Source organism: Acinetobacter sp. IRS14, from assembly GCF_034650275.1.
GTDB lineage: Bacteria > Pseudomonadota > Gammaproteobacteria > Pseudomonadales > Moraxellaceae > Acinetobacter > Acinetobacter oleivorans.
In genome coordinates this window covers 1-20314 of record NZ_JAOVFN010000012.1, presented here as the reverse complement: position 1 = coordinate 20314, position 20314 = coordinate 1, and the positions used below count along the sequence as shown (strand labels likewise).

General features: G+C 36.3%; 15 protein-coding genes. 1 reads left to right on the top strand and 14 read right to left on the bottom strand.

The genetic code is table 11. The features are described from left to right. Positions 1–19: 19 nt before the first annotated feature. The 8 genes from ODQ17_RS12090 to ODQ17_RS12055 all read right to left on the bottom strand — a co-directional run bounded on the left by ODQ17_RS12090 (position 20) and on the right by ODQ17_RS12055 (position 8007). Entirely contained in the window at positions 20–1429 is a 1410-nt protein-coding gene (locus tag ODQ17_RS12090; RefSeq protein ID WP_322903876.1) for a hypothetical protein, read from the bottom strand. After that, on the bottom strand, positions 1426–2424 hold the full coding sequence (gene tssG, locus ODQ17_RS12085; protein ID WP_322903874.1) for a type VI secretion system baseplate subunit TssG: 999 nt from the start codon (positions 2422–2424) through the stop codon (positions 1426–1428). Before tssG ends, ODQ17_RS12090 begins: the two co-directional genes overlap by 4 nt. Beyond that, positions 2388–4199 (bottom strand): type VI secretion system baseplate subunit TssF, encoded by a 1812-nt coding sequence (gene tssF, locus ODQ17_RS12080; RefSeq protein ID WP_322903873.1) that lies wholly within the window; start codon positions 4197–4199, stop codon positions 2388–2390. The genes tssG and tssF overlap by 37 nt, the downstream gene beginning before the upstream one ends. A gap of 16 nt (positions 4200–4215) precedes the next feature. Further along, positions 4216–4692: a type VI secretion system baseplate subunit TssE gene (gene tssE / locus ODQ17_RS12075; protein ID WP_002048404.1), complete on the bottom strand. Its 477-nt coding sequence runs from the start codon at positions 4690–4692 to the stop codon at positions 4216–4218. A 78-nt stretch (positions 4693–4770) separates the two neighbouring features. Beyond that, positions 4771–5274 (bottom strand): Hcp family type VI secretion system effector, encoded by a 504-nt coding sequence (locus ODQ17_RS12070; RefSeq protein WP_003651052.1) that lies wholly within the window; start codon positions 5272–5274, stop codon positions 4771–4773. A gap of 49 nt (positions 5275–5323) precedes the next feature. Continuing rightward, positions 5324–6805, bottom strand: coding sequence for a type VI secretion system contractile sheath large subunit (tssC, locus tag ODQ17_RS12065; protein ID WP_013198291.1), 1482 nt, complete (start codon positions 6803–6805; stop codon positions 5324–5326). Beyond that, a complete protein-coding gene (gene tssB, locus ODQ17_RS12060; protein WP_003651049.1) occupies positions 6798–7301 on the bottom strand; it encodes a type VI secretion system contractile sheath small subunit in 504 nt (167 codons plus the stop codon). The genes tssC and tssB overlap by 8 nt, the downstream gene beginning before the upstream one ends. 16 nt (positions 7302–7317) lie before the next feature. After that, entirely contained in the window at positions 7318–8007 is a 690-nt protein-coding gene (locus tag ODQ17_RS12055; protein ID WP_322903985.1) for a hypothetical protein, read from the bottom strand. A 778-nt stretch (positions 8008–8785) separates the two neighbouring features. Here ODQ17_RS12055 and ODQ17_RS12050 point away from each other — a divergent pair. Further along, complete coding sequence (locus tag ODQ17_RS12050; RefSeq protein WP_322903871.1) at positions 8786–9790, top strand: formylglycine-generating enzyme family protein; 1005 nt, start codon at positions 8786–8788, stop codon at positions 9788–9790. Between the two features lie 2 nt (positions 9791–9792). Here the strand turns inward: ODQ17_RS12050 and ODQ17_RS12045 are convergent, their stop codons facing one another. The 6 genes from ODQ17_RS12045 to ODQ17_RS12020 all read right to left on the bottom strand — a co-directional run. Then, positions 9793–12759, bottom strand: a complete 2967-nt coding sequence (locus tag ODQ17_RS12045) for an ATPase (RefSeq protein ID WP_322903869.1) — start codon at positions 12757–12759, stop codon at positions 9793–9795. Continuing rightward, on the bottom strand, positions 12760–15546 hold the full coding sequence (locus ODQ17_RS12040; RefSeq protein ID WP_322903867.1) for a type VI secretion system Vgr family protein: 2787 nt from the start codon (positions 15544–15546) through the stop codon (positions 12760–12762). A gap of 471 nt (positions 15547–16017) precedes the next feature. Beyond that, complete coding sequence (locus ODQ17_RS12035) at positions 16018–16626, bottom strand: hypothetical protein (RefSeq protein ID WP_322903865.1); 609 nt, start codon at positions 16624–16626, stop codon at positions 16018–16020. A gap of 220 nt (positions 16627–16846) precedes the next feature. Further along, positions 16847–17533: a GAD-like domain-containing protein gene (locus ODQ17_RS12030; protein ID WP_322903863.1), complete on the bottom strand. Its 687-nt coding sequence runs from the start codon at positions 17531–17533 to the stop codon at positions 16847–16849. Beyond that, complete coding sequence (locus ODQ17_RS12025; RefSeq protein ID WP_322903861.1) at positions 17530–19209, bottom strand: polymorphic toxin type 15 domain-containing protein; 1680 nt, start codon at positions 19207–19209, stop codon at positions 17530–17532. Before ODQ17_RS12025 ends, ODQ17_RS12030 begins: the two co-directional genes overlap by 4 nt. Before the next feature lie 2 nt (positions 19210–19211). Beyond that, a partial coding sequence (locus ODQ17_RS12020; RefSeq protein ID WP_322903859.1) for a DUF2345 domain-containing protein occupies positions 19212–20314 on the bottom strand: 1103 nt, incomplete at its 5' end.

Below are 20314 nucleotides of genomic sequence, written 5' to 3'. Positions count from 1 at the left end.
TCTAAGTCCAAAGTTTAAATTAGTTATTCAACACCATCACATCATCTTCTGAATTTTCAGTGACACTTTGCACAAATGTATGTGCTGACACTGTATTTTCACCAAAGACAAAAGGAATGATATGTTCAGGGAAATGCATACTCAGCATAAAGCCATAAATATCAGCTAAATGTTGGGTATGCCCTAATGAAGATTTCACATAAATATAGTGATGTGGTTCTACAGGTGTTTGAAGAAAGTATTGCTGCAATTTCTTCGAAACTTTTATATCCGTCTGATCTGACAATATCAGCACATAAGGATCCTCACCTTCATATTGAGGTAAGTCATGAAATTCAAAATTAGTAAAAAGCTTTGCTGTATCTTGTTGGCCTACAACAACTTTTAGTTTTTTTGTAGGTTCTAATTCTTGAATTTTTACTAAAGGATCAGCAAGTAAACAGCTTGCTGCAAATTCAGCAGGAATATAATCTTTAATCATCCAAGACTTTTCATCGACTAGATCCTGATCAATTTCGGAATCGGCTACGAGCAAAAAGAACATCTCGTGTTCTCTTTTATGAATACCCTTTAATAGGTGTATCAGCTCTTGATAAGCCAGTTGCTCTCCAAAAAAATGATATTCAATATGGATCTTTTGAGCAGGAATGCCGATCTCAGCAAAAAACTCTAAAATTAATTCATTACTTTGTTCATCATTCCAGATATGTAATAAATCCTCCGAAAGAAGGATATGTAGATTTAAGCGATTTAAACGATAAACTTCGACTATCGGCATTTGAACATCATCATATTCAGACTCAGGATCAACCCATGCCGGATGCATATGATATTCACGTGCTTGCTGCGACTCATAAAATAAAGTTGAACGTTTTAAATGCTCTGCAAGAAGATATAAGTTTTCTATATTTTGTTCTAATTGCTGTTTTATTAATGACATCATACGAACTTGTCGTGGAGATGCATACTCGCTCTCCTCATGATTATCTTCATCCAAGTCTTTAATTCGGTAAGATAAAAGAGGCAATCCGTAAGAATTTAACAGTTGATCATCCAGCTCTGGGCTTTTAAAGTTTTGTAGCTGCTCAATAATGCTTTCATTCTCACCGAGTGCATGTACAGCAAAAGAAGAGTAAATATTAAAATCTAGCTGTTCGAGTGGTGCATCAGTTACCGCAGTTTGTTTTTGGTTAGCATCACCTTTATCTTGATTTATAGCTTGTTCTTTCTTTTCTTTATAATTTTTATAAGCGCTATAAACTAACCATGGGGATAAGATCACCAAGGTAATAATTGCTGGTAATAGCAGGAAATAAAGGAAAAAATCACCCTTATCAGGGTTATATTGAACATCACGCCAGTAGAAAATAATAAATCCACTAACTAATGCAAAAATAGCGATGAACGAGAGTAATATTTTTTTAATCATATTCGCTCTCCAATAAGGCTATAGCAAGTTTCATGACTATGTACTTTCGGTTCTCGTGATATAAGAAAAGAACCTTGCCCCAAACCATTCTGATTATGGTGAGTGAGACAAATAGGTTGTATTTCTGACTCATCCAATACGAGTCGAAGATCTATTGATAAAGTTGGACTGCACCAAGTTTCTACAATTTTTTTAAGCTTTAAACTTAATTCTTGATTTGGTAAAAAACTGAGATATTGCTGACGCTTTAATGGCCCAATTTGAATTTCAATTTTCCCATCAATTTGCTGAATAGTTTCGCCACAAAATGTATTAACACCAAGTAGGCTCGGCTGAGTTCCACCTAAAGTTGTTAATTGGTCACTCGCCAATTTAAAAGACTCTTGTATGAACTCTTTGATCGTAATTTCATGTTTAAAAATACACGACAGCATCGTTTTTAATGCATGAACTGTATTATTCTGGCCCTGCATTAATCCAGAAAACTCTGCAAAATAGTCATCAAGCTCTGTTTGCTGATGTTGCGACCGTACATAGCCATTCAACGCATGCAAAATATCGAGATAATCATTTTTATGCTCGATCTCATATCGAATCGGCAAATTATAGGTAATGCTCGACTCTACATATTGAGCAGTAAGCTTATGGTTAAATAAGCTCAGAAACTCTTTAGTTTCAGCTCTTTGCTGACGCGAAGCTTGTTTAATCTTGTTCGTATACGTATACGGTAAAGCACCTTGTATACCTGTAAGACCAACAATTAAATTTGTGATATAAATCCGCTCGTCCGTTAATTCTAAATTTTCAATTTCTGTAGCAGGAAAATTTAAATTAAAGGATGTCTCAAACTTAAAATGATCACTCCAAGATGTACCAACTGTGCGACTTGAATCGTGTCTTAATAGCCGTGTTGCTTGGATAAATTCAAAAGACTTTGGCTTTGTAAAGAGCTCAGCTGTTATAGAAGAGTCTTGCCACCAACGTTCTGACTGCATTGGTATAACTCCTGCTGAGATGAATAATCCTTAACAACCAAATCAACGAAACTATTAATTTGAACCTTTAAATTAAAAACACGACTTAACAATTGGCTAAAAATGTATAGGCTATGCCCTCTAAATACAGATGAATCAATTTGCAATTCGGCCTTCACACCCCTTACAAACATTGGAAATGGCTTTCCATCTACAAGTTTATGAGTAAGTGAAAATTCAAGGTGCTTGATTGATTCAATAATTAGGTAATTTTCTTTTGATAATGGTAAGTTGTATAACGCAAGTAACTCTTTAATATGAGATACAGCATCACCTTTCATTAAAGCTAAACTATTCAATGAAAGGTGCGAAATAACACGCCACTGCTCACTCTGACTTTGACCAAATTGATATGGTTTTGTAGGTCTTTTTAAAACAATCGCACGGCGAGCCAAACTACTATCGTTGAGGTTCAATATATTATTAGACTGCCCCAATGCTTCATGTGGTAAGTCACGATTTGAGCACAATAATTTTGTGCTAATAAAATCCGAACGTGTTGACGAAGGATTTAGATTTTTAGAAATAATTGAATACCCCATTTCGACGAAATTAGGCTGTAATTTTTGATAGTTTACTGAATAGAAAAAACGAGCCTTATCAGCGTGGTAGTGACTCATCGCAAAAAAAGGTAGCACCGGAACATAGCTCTCTTCGTGACTAGTTTTTTCACGCACCATATTCATTTCAGTGATTGAATAAACTTGATAAAACTCAGGATGATGTGCGTCTGTAATCAGTGGGTATTCTAATTGCTTATGTACAATTTTTTGAGGTTCAGCGTATTTTTCAAATAAATTAATGACTGGTGTAGTAAATAATTTAAAATTAGCGATATTTAATTCAGAATAATTTCGGACTATAGCTTGATCATTTAAATTTAATTTAAAATGTATAAGCAGCTCAAAACCACTCTCTTCTAAAGATAGAAGCTTTAAAAAACTTAAATCGAGTTTTAGATAATTAAATTTTTCAGGAAAACAAAAATATTCCATCAGCAAACGATAAGCATGGTGAGTATGCTGATCGAGAGGCAATAGACTTTCTTGCTCTGAAAAGCCAGTTAATTCAAATGGATTTTTATTCAGCTCAACAACTTTCTGCCCTATTTTAATAGCAAAAGTTGTCCCCTTCTTAAAAATACTGTCTAGTACTTGAAGTGGAAAATTAGAAATTGCATCTAAATAAATAGGTAGTTTTTCATCTTTTAAACACAAATGAGCATTGTTAAAAATTTCGAATTTAAAATTTAAAGTCGCATTTTGACTTAAATGCATATGTGCACTAGGTGTGCTTTTAAACTCTAGCGCTTGCAAACTTATCGGGAGTAATTTGACTTCTTGCGTCGTATTAAACTCACATTGAACCCCTTTAAAACTACGCGACTTTAAGACGGTGTGTGCAGGAACAATATGCGCTTCTGTGAGCTGTTTTATCTTATTTATATCTTCGAAACTTACCACCGAACAAGCAGGAAAGTGACGTAAGTATTGAGGGAACATCACCTCAAATAGAGAGCGCGTAAATACGTCATAACTATCAGCAAGCTTTTTATCAATGCGGGCAGCAATTAATGAAAACGCCTGTATAAGACGCTCAATATGCGGATCATCAATTTGCTCTTGATTTAAAGATAAACGCTGAGCAATTTTCGGATATTTTTGTGAAAATTCACGAGATTGCTGACCAAATTCTTGTAGTTGTTTTTCGTAAAACGGTAAAAGCTCTTCTATCACAACACACCCACTACGCTTAGGTTCTCGCTGAAATTACATATTGCTGCGTTGTCGGTTTTAGCAATGCATCAAAAACGACAGGTTCATACAGTGGATGAATATTTAGATAAGCCTGAATACTTAAACATAATGCCCCCATATTATGTCCATCCAACAACATCTCTACCCGTATTTGTCTTAATCTAGGTTCATGAGCTGCTATTGATTGTTCAATGGATTGGCAAATCTTGTCTCGATCTAGCGGATTGGCTGTAGAAAGCCCCACAAAATCAATAATCCCGAACTGAAGTATAGATTTTTTAACTAGCGGATAATCATCGACCACATGATCCAATTTAGCGACTCGACTATTCAGCAAGTCTTCTAAATCTTTTGCTACCGATTCTCTTAATTGCTGAATAGAAAGACCCTTTGCATAATCTTCACTTTCAGGAATTAAGCGATCAAACAAAGTTGAACGAAATCCGTATGGATAAAGCCGATCTAAATTCATTCGAGTTCACAACAAGCATGCTTAAAGACAGCAGAGGCTAACTTTATGTCAGCCTCCACCAAATATTCACTTAAATAATTATGCTGCGTAAGAAGCAGTATTATTAGAAAGTGACCATTTCTTAGTAACAGCACCTTTAGCAGTACCGTTAATATCTTGTTGGTTATATGTCCACTCAACAGCTGCGTATTTCAAACCAAACGCTTCAGTTGGTACACCTTCTTCGTTAACTGTTGGAGTTACGCTAGAAACTAGAACATGCTTCAATTTAATTTGTAAGTACTTGATACGTTTATCGCCATTTGCACGATAAAAATCAATTTGTACTTCATCAAATGTATAACCAGCTGAACATGCTTCCCATAATTTCGGGCTAGTTGCATCTAGGTCTTTAATAAAAAGCATATCTGAATGTTCAACACGTTCAGCAGTATGGCCACCAACACTACTTGAAGTAGCAGATTTAGGTTGACGAATGTTGTGAGACCAAGAGTTAACTTCTAACCAGCCTTTGTGCTCAGAGTCACGAGACTCGCCATCAACTTTATATTTACCGCGAAACTCAACGTATATATCTTTCATTTAGAAATGTCCTATTTGTAATTTAAAGTTATTCTTTCGCTGACCTTTATTAATTTGAGGACTGAGGTAACTCAGTAACAAGTCGCAAAGAAACTGACAACTCATCCAGCTGGAAGTGTGGTCGCAAGAAAACCACAGATTTGTAGTGACCTGGTTGAGCAGGATCTTCTACAACTTTTACAGACGCTTCGCGTAGAGGGTATTGAGCTTTCGCTTCTTGAGAAGCACCATCATCAAGTAATACATACTGTGACAACCACTCATTTAAGAATGCTTCAACATTTCCAGCAGAAGCAAAGCTACCCACTTTGTCTCTCATCATTGCTTTTAAATAATGAGCAATACGTGAAACGGCCATGATGTACTGAATTTGACTTGATAAAGCAGAGTTAGCATTTGCTGTATCGTTATCATATTTTTTAGGTTTTTGAGTTGATTGCGCGCCAAAGAAAGCAGCGTAATCGGTATTTTTACAATGCACTAAAGGAATAAAGCCCAAATCGCTTAATTCTTTTTCGCGGCGATCAGTAATCGCAATTTCTGTTGGGCACTTGAATACCACTTCGCCATCTTGTGTTTTAAACGTATGAACTGGTAAGCCTTCGACTAAACCACCACCTTCAACACCGCGAATTGCAGCACACCAACCATGCATATCAAATGCATTTGTTAAACGAGTACCGAAAGCATAAGCAGCATTCATCCACAAATATTCGTTGTGGTTTGCACCCGAAACATCTTCAGCAAAGTTAAACCCTTCTGTAGCTGTTCCTTCCTTTGGATGATAAGGAAGACGACCAAGCACATGCGGCAAGGTTAAAGCAACATAACGAGCGTCTTCACTGTCACGGAATGAACGCCATTGAACATATTCAGCTGTTTCAAAGATTTTCGACACATCTCTAGGTCGATCAATATCTGTAAATGATTCAAGACCAAGAATGCTTGGACTAGCCGCAGAAATAAATGGCGCATGAGCCGCTGCAGCAACATGAGAGATTTGCTCAAGCAAATACATATCAGAAGGCGTACGGTCAAATTCGAAATCACCAATCAGTGCCGAATATGGTGCACCACCAAAAGATCCATATTCTTCTTCATAGATTTTTTTGAACAAAGTACTTTGATCAAAGTCTGTAGCACCTTGAAAATCTTTTACCAGCTCTTTTTTAGTCGTATTTAACATACGAATTTTAATGAGAGGATTAGACGGTGTTTCCTGACAGAAGTAGTAAAGACCACGCCAAGTTGATTCAATCTTTTGAAATTGTTCATTGTGCATGATCTGACTTAATTGATTTGAAATCAGAGCATCAATTTCTGCAATACGCTTATCGATTGATAAAGTCATATTCTCAGAAACTGTAATTGTACCTGCCATTACTTCTTTGGCAAGCTCACCGATTAAGCTTTTTGCACGCGAATGTTCTTCTTCATTTCGGGCAATACGGCTTTCTTCAACAATCGAGTCTAAAAGATTAACTTGTTCATTTTCAACAAGAGGCATTGCTGCCGATTGAGCATTATTCATGATCAGCCTCCGCACTTAATTTACGGATTTGATCAGTACTCTTAAGCACTTCATCAAGTAAGTCTTCTAAACGCTCACTGTTAGAAATCTTATTTCTTAAATCTGTTAAACGCTCACGTGCTTCAACGAGTTTCTTTAATGGGTCAACCTGTTGAACAACATTTTCTGGGCGAAAATCTTCCATTGACTTAAATGTTAAATCAACTGCAATTCTTCCACCCTCTTCAGTCAGCGTATTATCCACTTGAAAAGCTGCTCTTGGAGACAATGATTCCATAACTTCATCAATATTATCTAAATCGACATTAATGAATTTTTTATCTTTTAATTTTGTACGTTCAAGCTCAGAAGCTGCCGAAAAATCACCCATCACACCAACAACAAATGGTAGTTCCTTCGCTTCTTTTGCATCACCAATTTCGACATCATATGTAAGCTGAACACGTGGAGGGCGAATTCGCTGAAGCTTCTTTTGTACGCTTTCTCTCTTAGCCATAAGATTCTCTTCCTGATTATTTAATTAAAGGGTCAAAAGGCGAACTTTTTGATTTATTAACATTGGCTACAGGGGCAGTTTTTGGTTTAACCACAGTTGCTTTTGCTGGAGTTGCTACTCGTTTTGTAACTGCTCTAGAAGCAGTAACTCTGTTACGTGTTACAGTTTGTTTTTTATAGCTTCTTCTTTCATTATCAACTGAGCCACCTTCTGTAGCTGCCTTAACATTTGAAGTATCTGGCGCAGGCATTGAAGTATGGATATTTTCAATTAATTGTTTAGCGGGTGGATAAGTTACATCATTGCTTAAATAACGCATTTCCTGACTTCGCATTTGCTGCAAAGAGTTATTTGCAATGCTTACACCAGATAAAAATAAAACATCTGTTATTAATGAACCGCGTATATTTTGACTTTGCAATTGACTTGCCAAATTTAATGCTTTAACTGGTTGATTGGTTTGATAAAAACGCATAGCTGCTTTAGCTAATAAATCATTTTTTTGAGTCGTATTATCACTATCACAAACTTGTTTAAAAATATTCAATAGCTCAGGGTCATTCTGACCTTCTGCTAAAGGATTTTTTTTAATACAACTTTTTTTAAGTTTTACAGGCTCTAGTTCTGCTGCATGAGCACCTGATAGACCGATAATGTTTCCAGTCAGAGAAAGTATCAAAATACTTCGTTTCAACACAACTTTTATTCCTCTGTTTTCTTATTTATTCAAGGCTTTACTGAAAAGTTAATATTGATAAAACATTAAAAAATCAGTCTAAAAACCTTATATTCAAAAAATTTACGCGCAGTTTATCATATAAACAAACATATTTTATATAAAAATCATATCAACTTAAACTAAAAGTAAATAGTTAAGATGGTTATAAAATATAGCTTAATAAAGTTATTCTTATAAAAATATAATATTGTTATTTTTTGTAATTAAAAATAAGTTGTTGATTTTTATTTATTAAATAAAAATCAACACCAATTAATAAATTATTATAAATATCATTCATTTAGTTTTTATGAAACATTTGCTTAACAATATTTAAGTTTATATTAACCAGAAGGTATTTCTATTTGGTTATGAACACATCATCAAAACGTAAAGTAAAAATTAAAGTGCAAAAAACACAAAAATTGTCAAGACTAATCTGTCTATCTATTATACTTATTTATATAAATTTAATTTTCTAGCTGAAGGCTAAGAACTACTACACCCTGCCCTAAGCATGCCTTTTCGACAAATTATCAAAAAAATAGAATAAAAAAATTAAGTTTGTTTTTTGTAAAAGTATGATAAAAAATTATAGATTCCTATTTTAGATAGCCAATCAGTTATAAAATATCTAAGTTCATTTTGATTCTTCATAAACTATAATGATTATTCGCTAAGTTGAATAACAAAACCGCTCTTTATATCTTTCAAGTCTCTCACTAAAATAGTTTCATCAATATTCAACCTAATGATTTCCTAAAAAATGATGAAACGGAATATAGCTGTTGTTTTATTTTCAAGTTTTGCTTTAAGCGCTTGTGCTAAATCTACTGAAACAAATCATAAGTCATCAAAGCCCTCACCAGAACTCCAACAAAAAATTCAGAAATTGGTTGAAAAAACCAAAAAGAATATGATCTTTGTTGAAGGTGGTAGCTACCTAATGGGTGACTTTGGACTAGTAACTCCAGAATTAGAAAAAATGGTTCCAAACAGTATGGCGGTGAAGAACCCAAAGGGTAATACTGAAAATCCTGATAACCAACCTCTCTCACCTGGAAATGATAATAAGACTCTACATAAAGTTACGCTGAGCAGCTTTAATATGAGTGCTTATAAAACAACATTAGAAGACTTTAATACTTTTACTGAGGCAACAAGCCAACCTAAAAGCTATTACAATGGATTATATACACCAGAAATCATTCATGAAGTTGCTACAGGAATGGATTGGCAACAAGCCAAAGACTACTGTCAATGGCTAGGGCAACAAGTGGGTACCCCCATGGACTTACCTACTGAAGCACAATGGGAATATGTTGCTCGAAATAAAGGTCAATATGTTGTTTTTGCAACAGATACAGGTAAAGTAGAACCCCAAAAAAATCTATGGAAATTAAACCAATACGATACGTACAGACACACTAACAATCCTGACTCAGTACTTGATATTCCAGTACTTGGTAAAACTCCTCCAAATCCATTGGGTTTTTATGATCTGGTCACCAATAATTATGAATGGATGAATGACTGGTACGATAAAGATTATTATAAACACTCACCTACTGATAACCCAACAGGACCTAAGTCAGGAACTCAAAAAGTTTTGCGTAGTACAACTGCAATGAGTGCAGATGATTTAATGATGGCTGATGGACTTAATATAGCAAGAGCACAAGCTCAACCCAAATCCAATGAAGAGAATAAAATGACTTACCGTATGTATGGAGTACGTTGTGTCGCCAATATCCAACAACCTATAAAATAGTTTTAGGCCATATGTGAATCATCTGAGCCGTGTTCATAATTTGCAGCAATAAACAGTTCCGCATCAGTACCATCCACTTCAATGGTTGGTACTATTTCAGTATTTAATGCAATTAAATTATCAGCATTAATAATACTTGGGTCTTCAGCCATTTTCTCTCTTAACTTTTTCAACTCCCTTGGATTATTCATTGGTGCTTTTTCATGAAGAGGAATAGTTTTTACAATTTTAGAGCGTAATTTTTCATATTGATCAACATATTCACTTCCACGACCAACAGTATCTGAATTAAAAGTATATTCTTTTACAATATCAGTTAATTGTTGCCACGCCCCATCATGTAAAAAAACTAAAATTTGTTTTTCTAAATACTTAATACTTACTTCTGACTTTGCACCATCAATTGAAATTCTTTGGAGTACATTAAACCACTCTCCTTCTGTTGCAATAGTTTCAAAAATTGCAATCACAGCCTGCTTATGAGTCGGTAAATATGGCGAAATTGGAGAAGATGGTTTATCTACCCAGTGTGTAACTCTATTATGTCTAGTCATTTGATAGATCAACATTCCTTTCGCATCTGGTGTAGCGGACTTCAACCATTCTGGTTGACGTTTAATTTTATTTGCTAAATCAACTGCATTTTCTGCAATGGAATATTTCATATTAAATTTCTGAAACTCGCCCGTAATATCATTTAAAGTCTGCGTTATCCTTGAATCATTACCTAAAGCAATTACAGCTAACCGACTTAAATTTCTAAAAGCACCCTCTGCAATAAAGCCCAACAATTTAAATTGAGCACGAGTAAGTTGATAATGTACCCATCTTAGTACTTCAAGAACTTGGCTAAAATCAATTACAAAATCTAACGCCCCTTTTGCGCCCAATCCAACACATAAAGCAGCTTTTGCTCTAAAACGAAATTGACTCTTTTGAGCCCAGTAAAATAATTTAAAATTAACTCCAGCCCCTAAACCTGCACTTGCAGCGAAATCGACAGCTAAGCTCGCTAGAGGTTTAAAATCTTTAGCTTCAGGTGAAAGCCACTGGAACTCTCCAGATGGTTTGATTCCCGCTTCTGCACCAGCAAAAGCTTCAATTTGCCCCTCAGAACTTGCACCACTACCAGGAATGATGGTTTCATCTCGATCCATTGGGACAAATCTTGGACGGTTTTCTCCCATATTATTGGCGAGTGAAGGATTTCGATTTCTTCTACCATTCGCAGCCAATTGTTGCTGCCCATTTTTACTATAGCTTATCTCTAAACCAATCCCTGCGGCCACTTTTGCACCTGCAAAGCCGTAGAGTTCCATGCCAATAATAAATCGAAATGCACCTAGATCAATGTCATCAAAGTTGAGCATCCAACCTTTATCACATGGAATTACATAGGTGGTTTTTGCCTTCCCTTCAAATAACACTAGTTTGCCTTGAGCATTAACATTCGCCTTAGCATTCACCTCACCACTTTCAGGTTTCCAGCTTGCACTTGTTGATAAGCCAGCGCCACCGACACATCTTAACCATTGTGATTGAATATCAACCGTTAAGCTGTCTGAAAGCTTAATTTGTTCGACAAAACCCGCACTAAAAGCAGAGAAATCCCAAACTTTAGTTCCCGTTTGCTTAGAATATTTCGCAAGATCTAAACTAACTTTTTTAAATTCATTATGGATAGTCTCTTGGTTAATTTTCTTAAAGTCTTGTTTTATATCTTTAAGTTTCTTTAACTCTGTTCCTAAAACCGTTACCTTAAAGCTCTCTTTGTTCTTTTTCTTTTGTTGTAACTGCATATATCGGTCAGTACGTAAATATCGACGTCTGAAATCAAACTCTTGCGTGTTGCCATTCGGATTTTTCTTTTGACGCGCTTCAAAAGTAATGACTTCTGTTAGATCAGCCGCTTTTTTAAAGTTTTTATTTAACTCCTCTTCGATCTTTTTCTCTGCTTCTTTTATTTCTTCTTCTGCTTTTTTAACATTAGAAACACTACCAGATTTTATTGCTTCTGCTAATTTATTTTTAGCATCAAAAGAGTTTCCAAATAATTTATCTAGTTTCGAACTTTCCTTTTCAAACTCAGCATAATCCTCTGCTGAAAGAACTATCATTTCCTCTCGATGCATATTTAAAATAACAGGCGGTTTTCCATTGCCCTGCAAAGTTACTGTCGTATTCTTATCTTGCTTTGTTATCTTAGCAACAGACTTCAACTGTACAGTGACATAATTCTTTTTACTCATAGTTGCAAAATGCTGTATGTCTTTTTTCTCTGGTTGAGCAGACATATTTACGAATTTAAATTTTACAAATATAACTTCGCCTTTTGGCGAATATAAAGGTGGAGTAAAACCATTTTTATCTACAACACTCATTTTTACATTAGGTAAACTAATTTTCTTTTCCTTACCCTCTTTGTCAAAAGTAAAAGTTTCAAATGTAATATTATCAGATAGTTTAGTCCCCCTAAACCCTTCTATTTTATAGCGATAATATTGTTTGATTTGATATTCTATAGTAGTGATTCCTTGCTTTTCTTCTTTTATATGGAGACCTGAACTACCATTAATATTAATGGCTTTCTCCCACTCTGAATCCGTTCTTTTAATCCAAAGATCATACTCACCAGCTGGCAGATGCATTTCTTTAGTAAAACCTTTCATGTCAGTTTTAGCTTCTCGGTTCTGACTCAAGCTTGGACCTTCATGTACATCTTTATATCTCGCCATATTTTGGGCGATCGTCTGAGCTGGAATAGGTTTATTTTTATAAATGGAGTTCGAATCCAACGGCTGCACAAGAGGCTTAGGATTCTTTGCACTCCCAATAGCTATCGCAAGTTTATTTACCTGTCCTGGCCGTTTTCCCTTTTCAGTTACAGAATAATCCATTCCATGGCAAACAATCGTATCATTATCAGGCAATACATTAATAAATAGTTTTAATTTAATCTTATTCATCATTTATTCTTCTTCAAAAGTTACAAAACCATCGTGAACGTGATCTTCTAAACTAATTTGGATTTGCTGAGGGCCCTTGGTTGTGATCTTCTGTGTTTTACCTTGACCATCTGTCACACCACTGACCATTTCCCCATTCGGTAAAATCATTAAATATTTTTTATTTTTCAATGGATTTCCAGTTATATCTTTGGCTATATAAGTTAAATGGTAATCTGGCAACATTGCCAATTCTGGGTTTTTCGTTGCCACCTTGGCTCCCCCCATAAACAAATGCTGCCCTGCTTTCACCTCAAGCTTACCGCCCGTAACAGAGAAAATACCTGAACAATTTAGCTTTACTTGAGACCCATTTGCAGTCAGATTAATTTCAGTTGGACTAGTAATAAAAACCGTGTCTTCGGTTGAAGTAATTTGCACACCCTTTCGAGCAATCACATCTAAGCCATCACCTTGTGCCTGAATTTCTACTTTACCTTGACCAGCAAAAAGTCGAGCACCCTCCTGAGCGGCAAACAGACTAATCTTTTGGCTCGCATGACCCACTATACTTTTTTGTGTACTGAGATTAATACTGTCACCAGCACTTTGAGTGAGCTGACCATTTGCACTGAGATAGATATCTTCATTACTACTTACAGCAATACTTTTTTGAGATGCTAACACCATCACTGCTGATTGAAACTCAGCAGCCTTTTTAGGATCTTCTTGTTTGAGAATTTCTAAGAAAGTCTGAATATTCTCAAGCATATCTAATGGATCAGTTTGCTGGTTTTTAGCAACTTCACTGAGTGCCTTGGCATTATTTAGGCTGCCTTCTATCTGTTGTTTTGCTTCATTTGCATCTAGGTGTACACCTTGAGCTTGATCCTGTTTGTAGGTACTAAGGAGTAAACCACTGCCTGCTCTTACTGCACCCCACTGGTCAGTTCTAAGTTCAAATCCTTCACCTCGGCCTTCACTTTCCACCTTATCTTTTGGATGGCTTAAGTTACCCAAGTTTAGTTGGCTTACCGCATGGCTACTTTTTAGTTGGGCACTAATTTGCCCTGTGGTGTCATCAAAGCGTAGCTGGTTAAAGCCTTTGCCGTCGACTTCTTCGGAGCGGATACCACTGAGCTTTTTAGTGTCGGGTAGTTGGCCTTTTTGGTCGAATTGTGTTGGGTGACGTTCAGCCTCATGAATACGACCCACCACAAACGGGCGGTCAATGTTGCCGTCAAAGAAGTCGATCACCACGATCTCGCCCACGCGAGGCAAGAAACGTGCGCCATAACCCTCACCTGCCCATGGGGTTAATACATCGACCCAAGCTGAGTCGGTAGCATTATCGTTACTTCCCGCTCCACCGTCATGGCTATGGTCGTCAGTTCGGGTAAATAGGAAGCGAACTTTAATACGCCCCCATTGGTCAACATAGATACTTTCGCCTTCCAAGCCCACCACTCTAGCGCGCTGCGGGTAAGCAGCTGGACGGTGCTCTAACGGATGGTACTCAGGAACAGTTTTAATATTTCTACGCGACAAGATGAGCACATTACCCTGACGCTCAGTCTGGTCATTTAGCCCTGATTGATCGTTTTGCCATTGGCTTTTACTAAAAAGTTGATTGATTTGCTCTTGCAAATCTTTAGGTAAATTATTTTGCAGATAGAAGCTTTTCCCAATAATCAAGAATTCTTTGTCTGATCCGCTATGCGTATCTATTTCTGGATGTTCATTCAATTCAAACCAATAACCGACTTGCGCATCACGTACCGTGGTTTGTGCATGGAAATATTTTGATTGAGAAGCATAATAATCAGATAGATTTTGATTGAGTTTTTCTAGCTGCTGGTGGCCCGATGCAGTGGCTTGGTCTTCCCCATTTAAATCTTGCATCCAAGCAGGACTGACATGCCATGCATGTTCTAGGCTCAAACTCGCATTATCCTGATTAGCACTATGACTATGCTTTGACTGAACACTACCCATGCCTTCTTCTTGACTTAAAGCATCAGCCTGCCAGCGTTGAACATGCACGGCTGTAGATTGCAAGCTTCGAGTTGGCACAAGGCTTGTCATACTGTCTTGTTGTTCAACAGCGCTACTACGGTGATAACGGATATTTCTTCGGTCTAATGCTAAATATGATTCATTATTATCAATTAAACGTAATTTTTGCGGTTGAATCTCATCTGAGCTATCAGTGGCAAACAACTGAGCTTCATCAATTAACCAGTTAATGCCTTCACTACGCCAAAGTCGGCTTAAAAACTCATAATCCGTTTCGTTACTTTGCATAACAAAAGGTCGAACATCATAGTCTTGGCTTAGGTTTTTTAAATCCAAAGTTAAGGCAGAAGCAAACAACGGGCTTTTGCTCTGCCACTCAGTAAATAGAATTTCAGTAATGTCCCGTACACTTTTATTCATAAATACACGGCTATTTCGGCGTTTATGCCATAGCGCGGTTGGATCTTGTAATCTCATTTTATACAATGTTAATGAACCATCACTCTGCCCCTGACTGGCTTCTGTAATAATTCCTGTAGTTCTAAATAGCTGCCCCTGATCAGTTACTTGATCGACTGCAACCTGACAACCAATAAATTGTTTTAATGAAATATGGGCATTGGTAGAAAGACAAAATAAATCGACAGTTAGTCCTTCATTTAGTTGATGCTGTCCTTCAATACTTTGTAAAAAGACTTGAGTATTCAATGATGGATTAGAAAACTGAACATGAAGCACGCGCTTTTGCGAGCTGATACCCAAATCTTCTAGAATTCTATGTATATGAGATAACATCTTTTTATGAAAACTTTGTCAGGATTGGCATTATTTTATAAAATACAGAAACATCTGTCTATTTTGTAAAGAAAAACTTAACCATATGAATACAAGAGTGGATGAAGATAATAAACGTAATAAAGATATAAAGTGAATTAAAAACTTACGCTATTAATTCACTTTTAAAAATTTTTAATTTTTTAGTATTCCGAGAAATTCATTTTAAATTATTAGCTGGGCTATACCAATTTCCAGAGTATGGACAAACATCTCCAGCCTCACACTTTAATAGCTGTCTATCTAACTCATCATTATCAGGATGGCTAATTATCTCCCAAACATTTCCGTCATAGCGTATAAGTTTTTTATATGTTAGCACCCAAAGAATATTTTCTTTAACTTAAACTGATATTACTCCTTGAACTGCTTCTAACTCTGAGACTATGGAGTATTTTCCCTCCTCATATAGATAAAGTCCTTGTTCAGAAGCTATATAAATTTTTTATTATAAAAAGCAGCATTATAAAACGTAGAATTAATACTTATATCTTTTAAATTCTTAAATCCATTATCAATATTACCTCTTAAAAGTGTTCCACATTGACCCAGGACCAGAATGTTTTTTCCATCAGGACAAGGAACTATTGCATACAATGCAGATGGCGTTATACGATTAACTTCGAGCCACTTTAAGCCATTAAAAAATGCAATAAAGCCTTCATCATTTTGTGTTCCACATACATAAATATTATTATCAAAACCATTTATATCATAAAGATTTTTTTGGAAAGTTAAATCTTGATCATTATTTAGAAAAAAATCATCATTTTTAGGAGTTTCTAAAGGTTTCTCTTCTAAGTTGTTGGCGATACTTTTCCAGTTTTCATCTTCATAAATATAGATTTTTACACCATCTCCACAAGCATAAATACTATCTTGAATTATACGTAAACGATTAAATTGTCCATATATAAACTGCTCATTATTAACAGGACATATTTGTTGGTACTCTTCACCAGCCTGCTGAAAAATCTCTACATTCCCCTCTTTATCAAGCGAGATTAGAGATCTATTATTTAATAAATTCGCGTAAGCCACTGAAATAACTTTCCAGCCATCTAAATCATGACTAGACCAATTTATGTCTGATTCATGACGGTAAATAAATATTCGGCTAAAAGCATCCCAAGAATCTAATTCGTCAATACTAGCAGAAAGGTAATAGTTATTTTTTCATATTCCAATAACTTCACTTATTTCCAAGTTTTCATTTATATCTTTGGAAACTAGAAAATAGGATAAAAAGCCCTAACGGGCTTTAATCATCCTTTCCTAGACCTTGTTCATCCACAAATTTTCCGATATCGAGCATCATTCGTGGTGTATCAAGAGAAGCTAGAAATTGTAAATGTGAAATAATCGGTAACTTGCGAACATTTTCCAGTTTTGCTTCACCACCTAAAATTAAAGCGGGTTCGAAACCAAACATTTCATTTTTATTCAATTCCCCATATTTTTTTACTGCTCTATCAAATAAAGGCTTATTTTTCCAGTCTTTAAAATCGAATGTTTTTTTAGTTGGAGTTGAAATGTAATTTCGTAGTATAAAATCTTCTTCACCTTGCTCCATTTCTTCCATATTTGGGAATATTTGATTCGTGACAGAAGATATTTTTAAACAACGACCATGTATAGTTCCCCAAATAATTAAGTCACCAAATGCACTACGAGCAAAAACAAAATACTCTTCGTGAGGAGGGAGTTCAATATACTCTAACCAAGCATCCAAAACATCTTGGTAATCCTCGGGATTTACCAGCCAAAATAATCCATTGCCCCACCCTGAAAAACCATAGGCTTTCCAGTATTCAAGTAATTGATTCGGCAGTTTCTTTTGATATTTTTTTATAATTTCTTCGGAAACAGTTTCTGAATAAATTGGTGGTCCAAAACCCTCATCGTGATAGAAAATTTCAAAATGCTCATCCATCATAAATTCACTCATTTTTTACACCTTTCCAATTTTGCATTCATACCTGTTTTACTTCTTTCACTTACAGGAACCTTTTTCGCAGCATCATCTAAAGCCTCAACTCTCGTTTTCCATTGGCTACCAATTGAAGAGTTAGTATTTTTTAAACCTATAGCATCTGATGCTACTTTGTTCTTCCCACCTACAATTTGGTCTGGATTATGCAATGCTGCCATTTCATTCATAATACGACTGGATTTATCAGTAGCTAGTTTTTTCGCCTCCCTAGGACCAATACCTTGTTTTTCATATTCTTTTTTATATTTCTCAGTTAAACTTTCTCCATATTCCTCTCTAGCTGTAGCTGCTGGTCCACCGCCACCTCTCCCTTTATCATCAAAAGCTTTGCGCCCCTCAAGATAATCATCCACGCTCATTTCATTGAGGCCTTTTTGCTGGTTAGCCAATTGCCAGTCGGTCTCTTTTTTTAAGTACTCATCAACTGTTAAATTCTTACTACCTTTTGGATAGTCCTCTTTAATCATTTTAGCTGCATTTTTTCTTGCACTATCCGTATTTACAGGGTTAAAACAGTTTACCTTTGTTTCCTTCATTTTTTTAGTGACAGGTTCTTTTACTTTTGGCTGATGTACATTTTCAGGAGTTTTTCCTGCAGTACTCGAAGCTGTGCCTGCACTATGTGCAGCATTTGCCTGCGCAGTTTGAGGGAAAGATGGTCTAACTGTTTGAGCAGGTGCAGGAACAGGCTTCACTTTTGTACCAACAGTAGCATAAGCAGGCTCATACTTAACTGATTGCTTTAATAAGTTTTGCAAATGCTCATCAAATTCTTTAAAGCCTTGTTTAATTTTTATGGCTGATTTTTGGATCATTGAAACTAAAGCGGCTTCAAATCTCTCCATTCTCACATAAATAGATTTAGCCCATCCTAAACCCATCCAATTAATTTTAGCTCCATAGCTTAACAGTGACTTAACACGTTTTACTAAACCTAATAATTGATTAAGTATTGACGTGATAATATTAGTAACAGAGGTAGTGTAATCTGAATACTTTATCCTTTTCAGTGTTGGAATAATATTTCCTTTCATAAAACCGTTTAGTTTAGAGACTATCGTCGCTAAATGAGGTGTTTTTTTAATAAGAAATAATCCAACACATTTAACTACATTACCTATTTCACTACCAACAGCCCCACCAATAAGACCGCCCACACCAGCTCCGGGGGCTGCACCAACACCACCAAAAACAGCCCCACCTGCTCCACCAGTTGCCGCACCGGTTGTAGCAGTCACACCAACTAAAACAAATGGAAGCAGATAAACAGCTAATAACATCCATTCCTGTACATCATCTTGTTTCTTGGGGTCATTTAGCATCCTCATTATGACTGCAACCGCATCACGAGCACTAAATACAAGAACTGTCCCAGGAACAAAACCTGCAAGCATTTCTGTGACAATCACAGAAACAGGGCGTTCATCGGTATTGAATTCCCCATAAATAAAACTTTTAACCCAACTTTGAGCACCGTCTAAAGATTTACTATACTGTGCAATAAGCTCATTAAGCTCTTTCTCTATCCATGTTGCTGTCTGATTAAAATTGGATTGCAAACTGATGACAGATTGATTAAAACTTTTCTGAAGCTGTCTTTGATAACCACTAAATGTCTGTAACATATCCATAATTAATCTTCTGCTTGATCATCTGCAAGTGGGAGTACAAAAATTTCAGTTTTAAATAAGTTATCTATTTCTTGCTCGAACCTCATTTCTAACGCTGAACCTAATGGGTTCCGATCTTCCCCATATTCAATGACAGCACGTCCATTTTTCTGGTCATTATAAAACGCCATACCATTCGAATCAGTTTTACCCTTTTGTGTGGTTCCATCAGGCAAATGAATTGTATAAGGAATATTTGGACTAGGCATGCCATCCGCATATACCTTTCTAAATTCAAGCTGTTTCTTAGATATCGAGAAAGCGGGTAAAATTGGTAAGTTCTGTGTTGATGAACTTCCCCCTATAAACAAATGCTGCCCAGCTTTTACCTCAAACTTACCACCAGTGACAGGGAAAATTCCCGAGCCATTAATCTTGATTTGAGACCCACCTGCCGTGATAACGATTTCTTTAGAAGCACTAATTTCAATTTTATCTTCTGTTGAAATAATCTGCACAGCTTTACGAGCAATTAAATCTGCTCCGTCGCCTTGTGCTTGTATCTCGACTTTGCCTTTGCCTGCATAAAGTCTTGATCCTTCTTGAGCTGCAAAAAGGCTAATTTTATTTTGGGCATGCGCAATCAGGTTCTTTTGAGTGGTCAGGTTAATGCTATCACCAGCAGTTTGACTTAACTGAGCATCTGCGCTTAGGTGAATGTCTTCATTACTGGCTATGGCAATACTGTTAGGTGCCGTTAATATCATCAAGGCTTGCTTAAAAGCGGCAGCTTTGCCTTGATCTTTTTCTTCAATTTGCTCTATGAACGTTTTTAAGTTCTCGAGCACTTCCAATGGATCAGTTTGCTGGTTTTTGGCTACTTCACTGAGTGCCTTGGCATTGTTAAGACCACCTTCGATTTGTTGTTTGGCCTCATTTGCATCAAGGTGTACACCTTGAGCTTGGTCTTGTTTGTGAGTACTAACGAGTAAACCACTTCCAGCTCTTACCGCGCCCCATTGATCAGTTCTGAGTTCGAAACCTTCACCTCGGCCCTCACTTTCCGCCTTGTCTTTTGGATGGCTTAAGTTACCCAAGTTGAGCTGGCTTGCTGCATGGCTACTTT

Bases quoted from the DNA above. Each gene is read 5' to 3' on its own strand.
- tssG (WP_322903874.1), bottom strand. From the start codon at position 2,424: ATGCAGTCAGAACGTTGGTGGCAAGACTCTTCTATAACAGCTGAGCTC.
- ODQ17_RS12025 (WP_322903861.1), bottom strand. From the start codon at position 19,209: ATGGATATGTTACAGACATTTAGTGGTTATCAAAGACAGCTTCAGAAA.
- tssB (WP_003651049.1), bottom strand. From the start codon at position 7,301: ATGGCTAAGAGAGAAAGCGTACAAAAGAAGCTTCAGCGAATTCGCCCT.
- ODQ17_RS12050 (WP_322903871.1), top strand. From the start codon at position 8,786: ATGATGAAACGGAATATAGCTGTTGTTTTATTTTCAAGTTTTGCTTTA.
- ODQ17_RS12030 (WP_322903863.1), bottom strand. From the start codon at position 17,533: ATGAGTGAATTTATGATGGATGAGCATTTTGAAATTTTCTATCACGAT.
- ODQ17_RS12070 (WP_003651052.1), bottom strand. From the start codon at position 5,274: ATGAAAGATATATACGTTGAGTTTCGCGGTAAATATAAAGTTGATGGC.
- tssC (WP_013198291.1), bottom strand. From the start codon at position 6,805: ATGAATAATGCTCAATCGGCAGCAATGCCTCTTGTTGAAAATGAACAA.
- tssE (WP_002048404.1), bottom strand. From the start codon at position 4,692: ATGAATTTAGATCGGCTTTATCCATACGGATTTCGTTCAACTTTGTTT.
- ODQ17_RS12090 (WP_322903876.1), bottom strand. From the start codon at position 1,429: ATGATTAAAAAAATATTACTCTCGTTCATCGCTATTTTTGCATTAGTT.
- ODQ17_RS12040 (WP_322903867.1), bottom strand. From the start codon at position 15,546: ATGTTATCTCATATACATAGAATTCTAGAAGATTTGGGTATCAGCTCG.
- ODQ17_RS12045 (WP_322903869.1), bottom strand. From the start codon at position 12,759: ATGATGAATAAGATTAAATTAAAACTATTTATTAATGTATTGCCTGAT.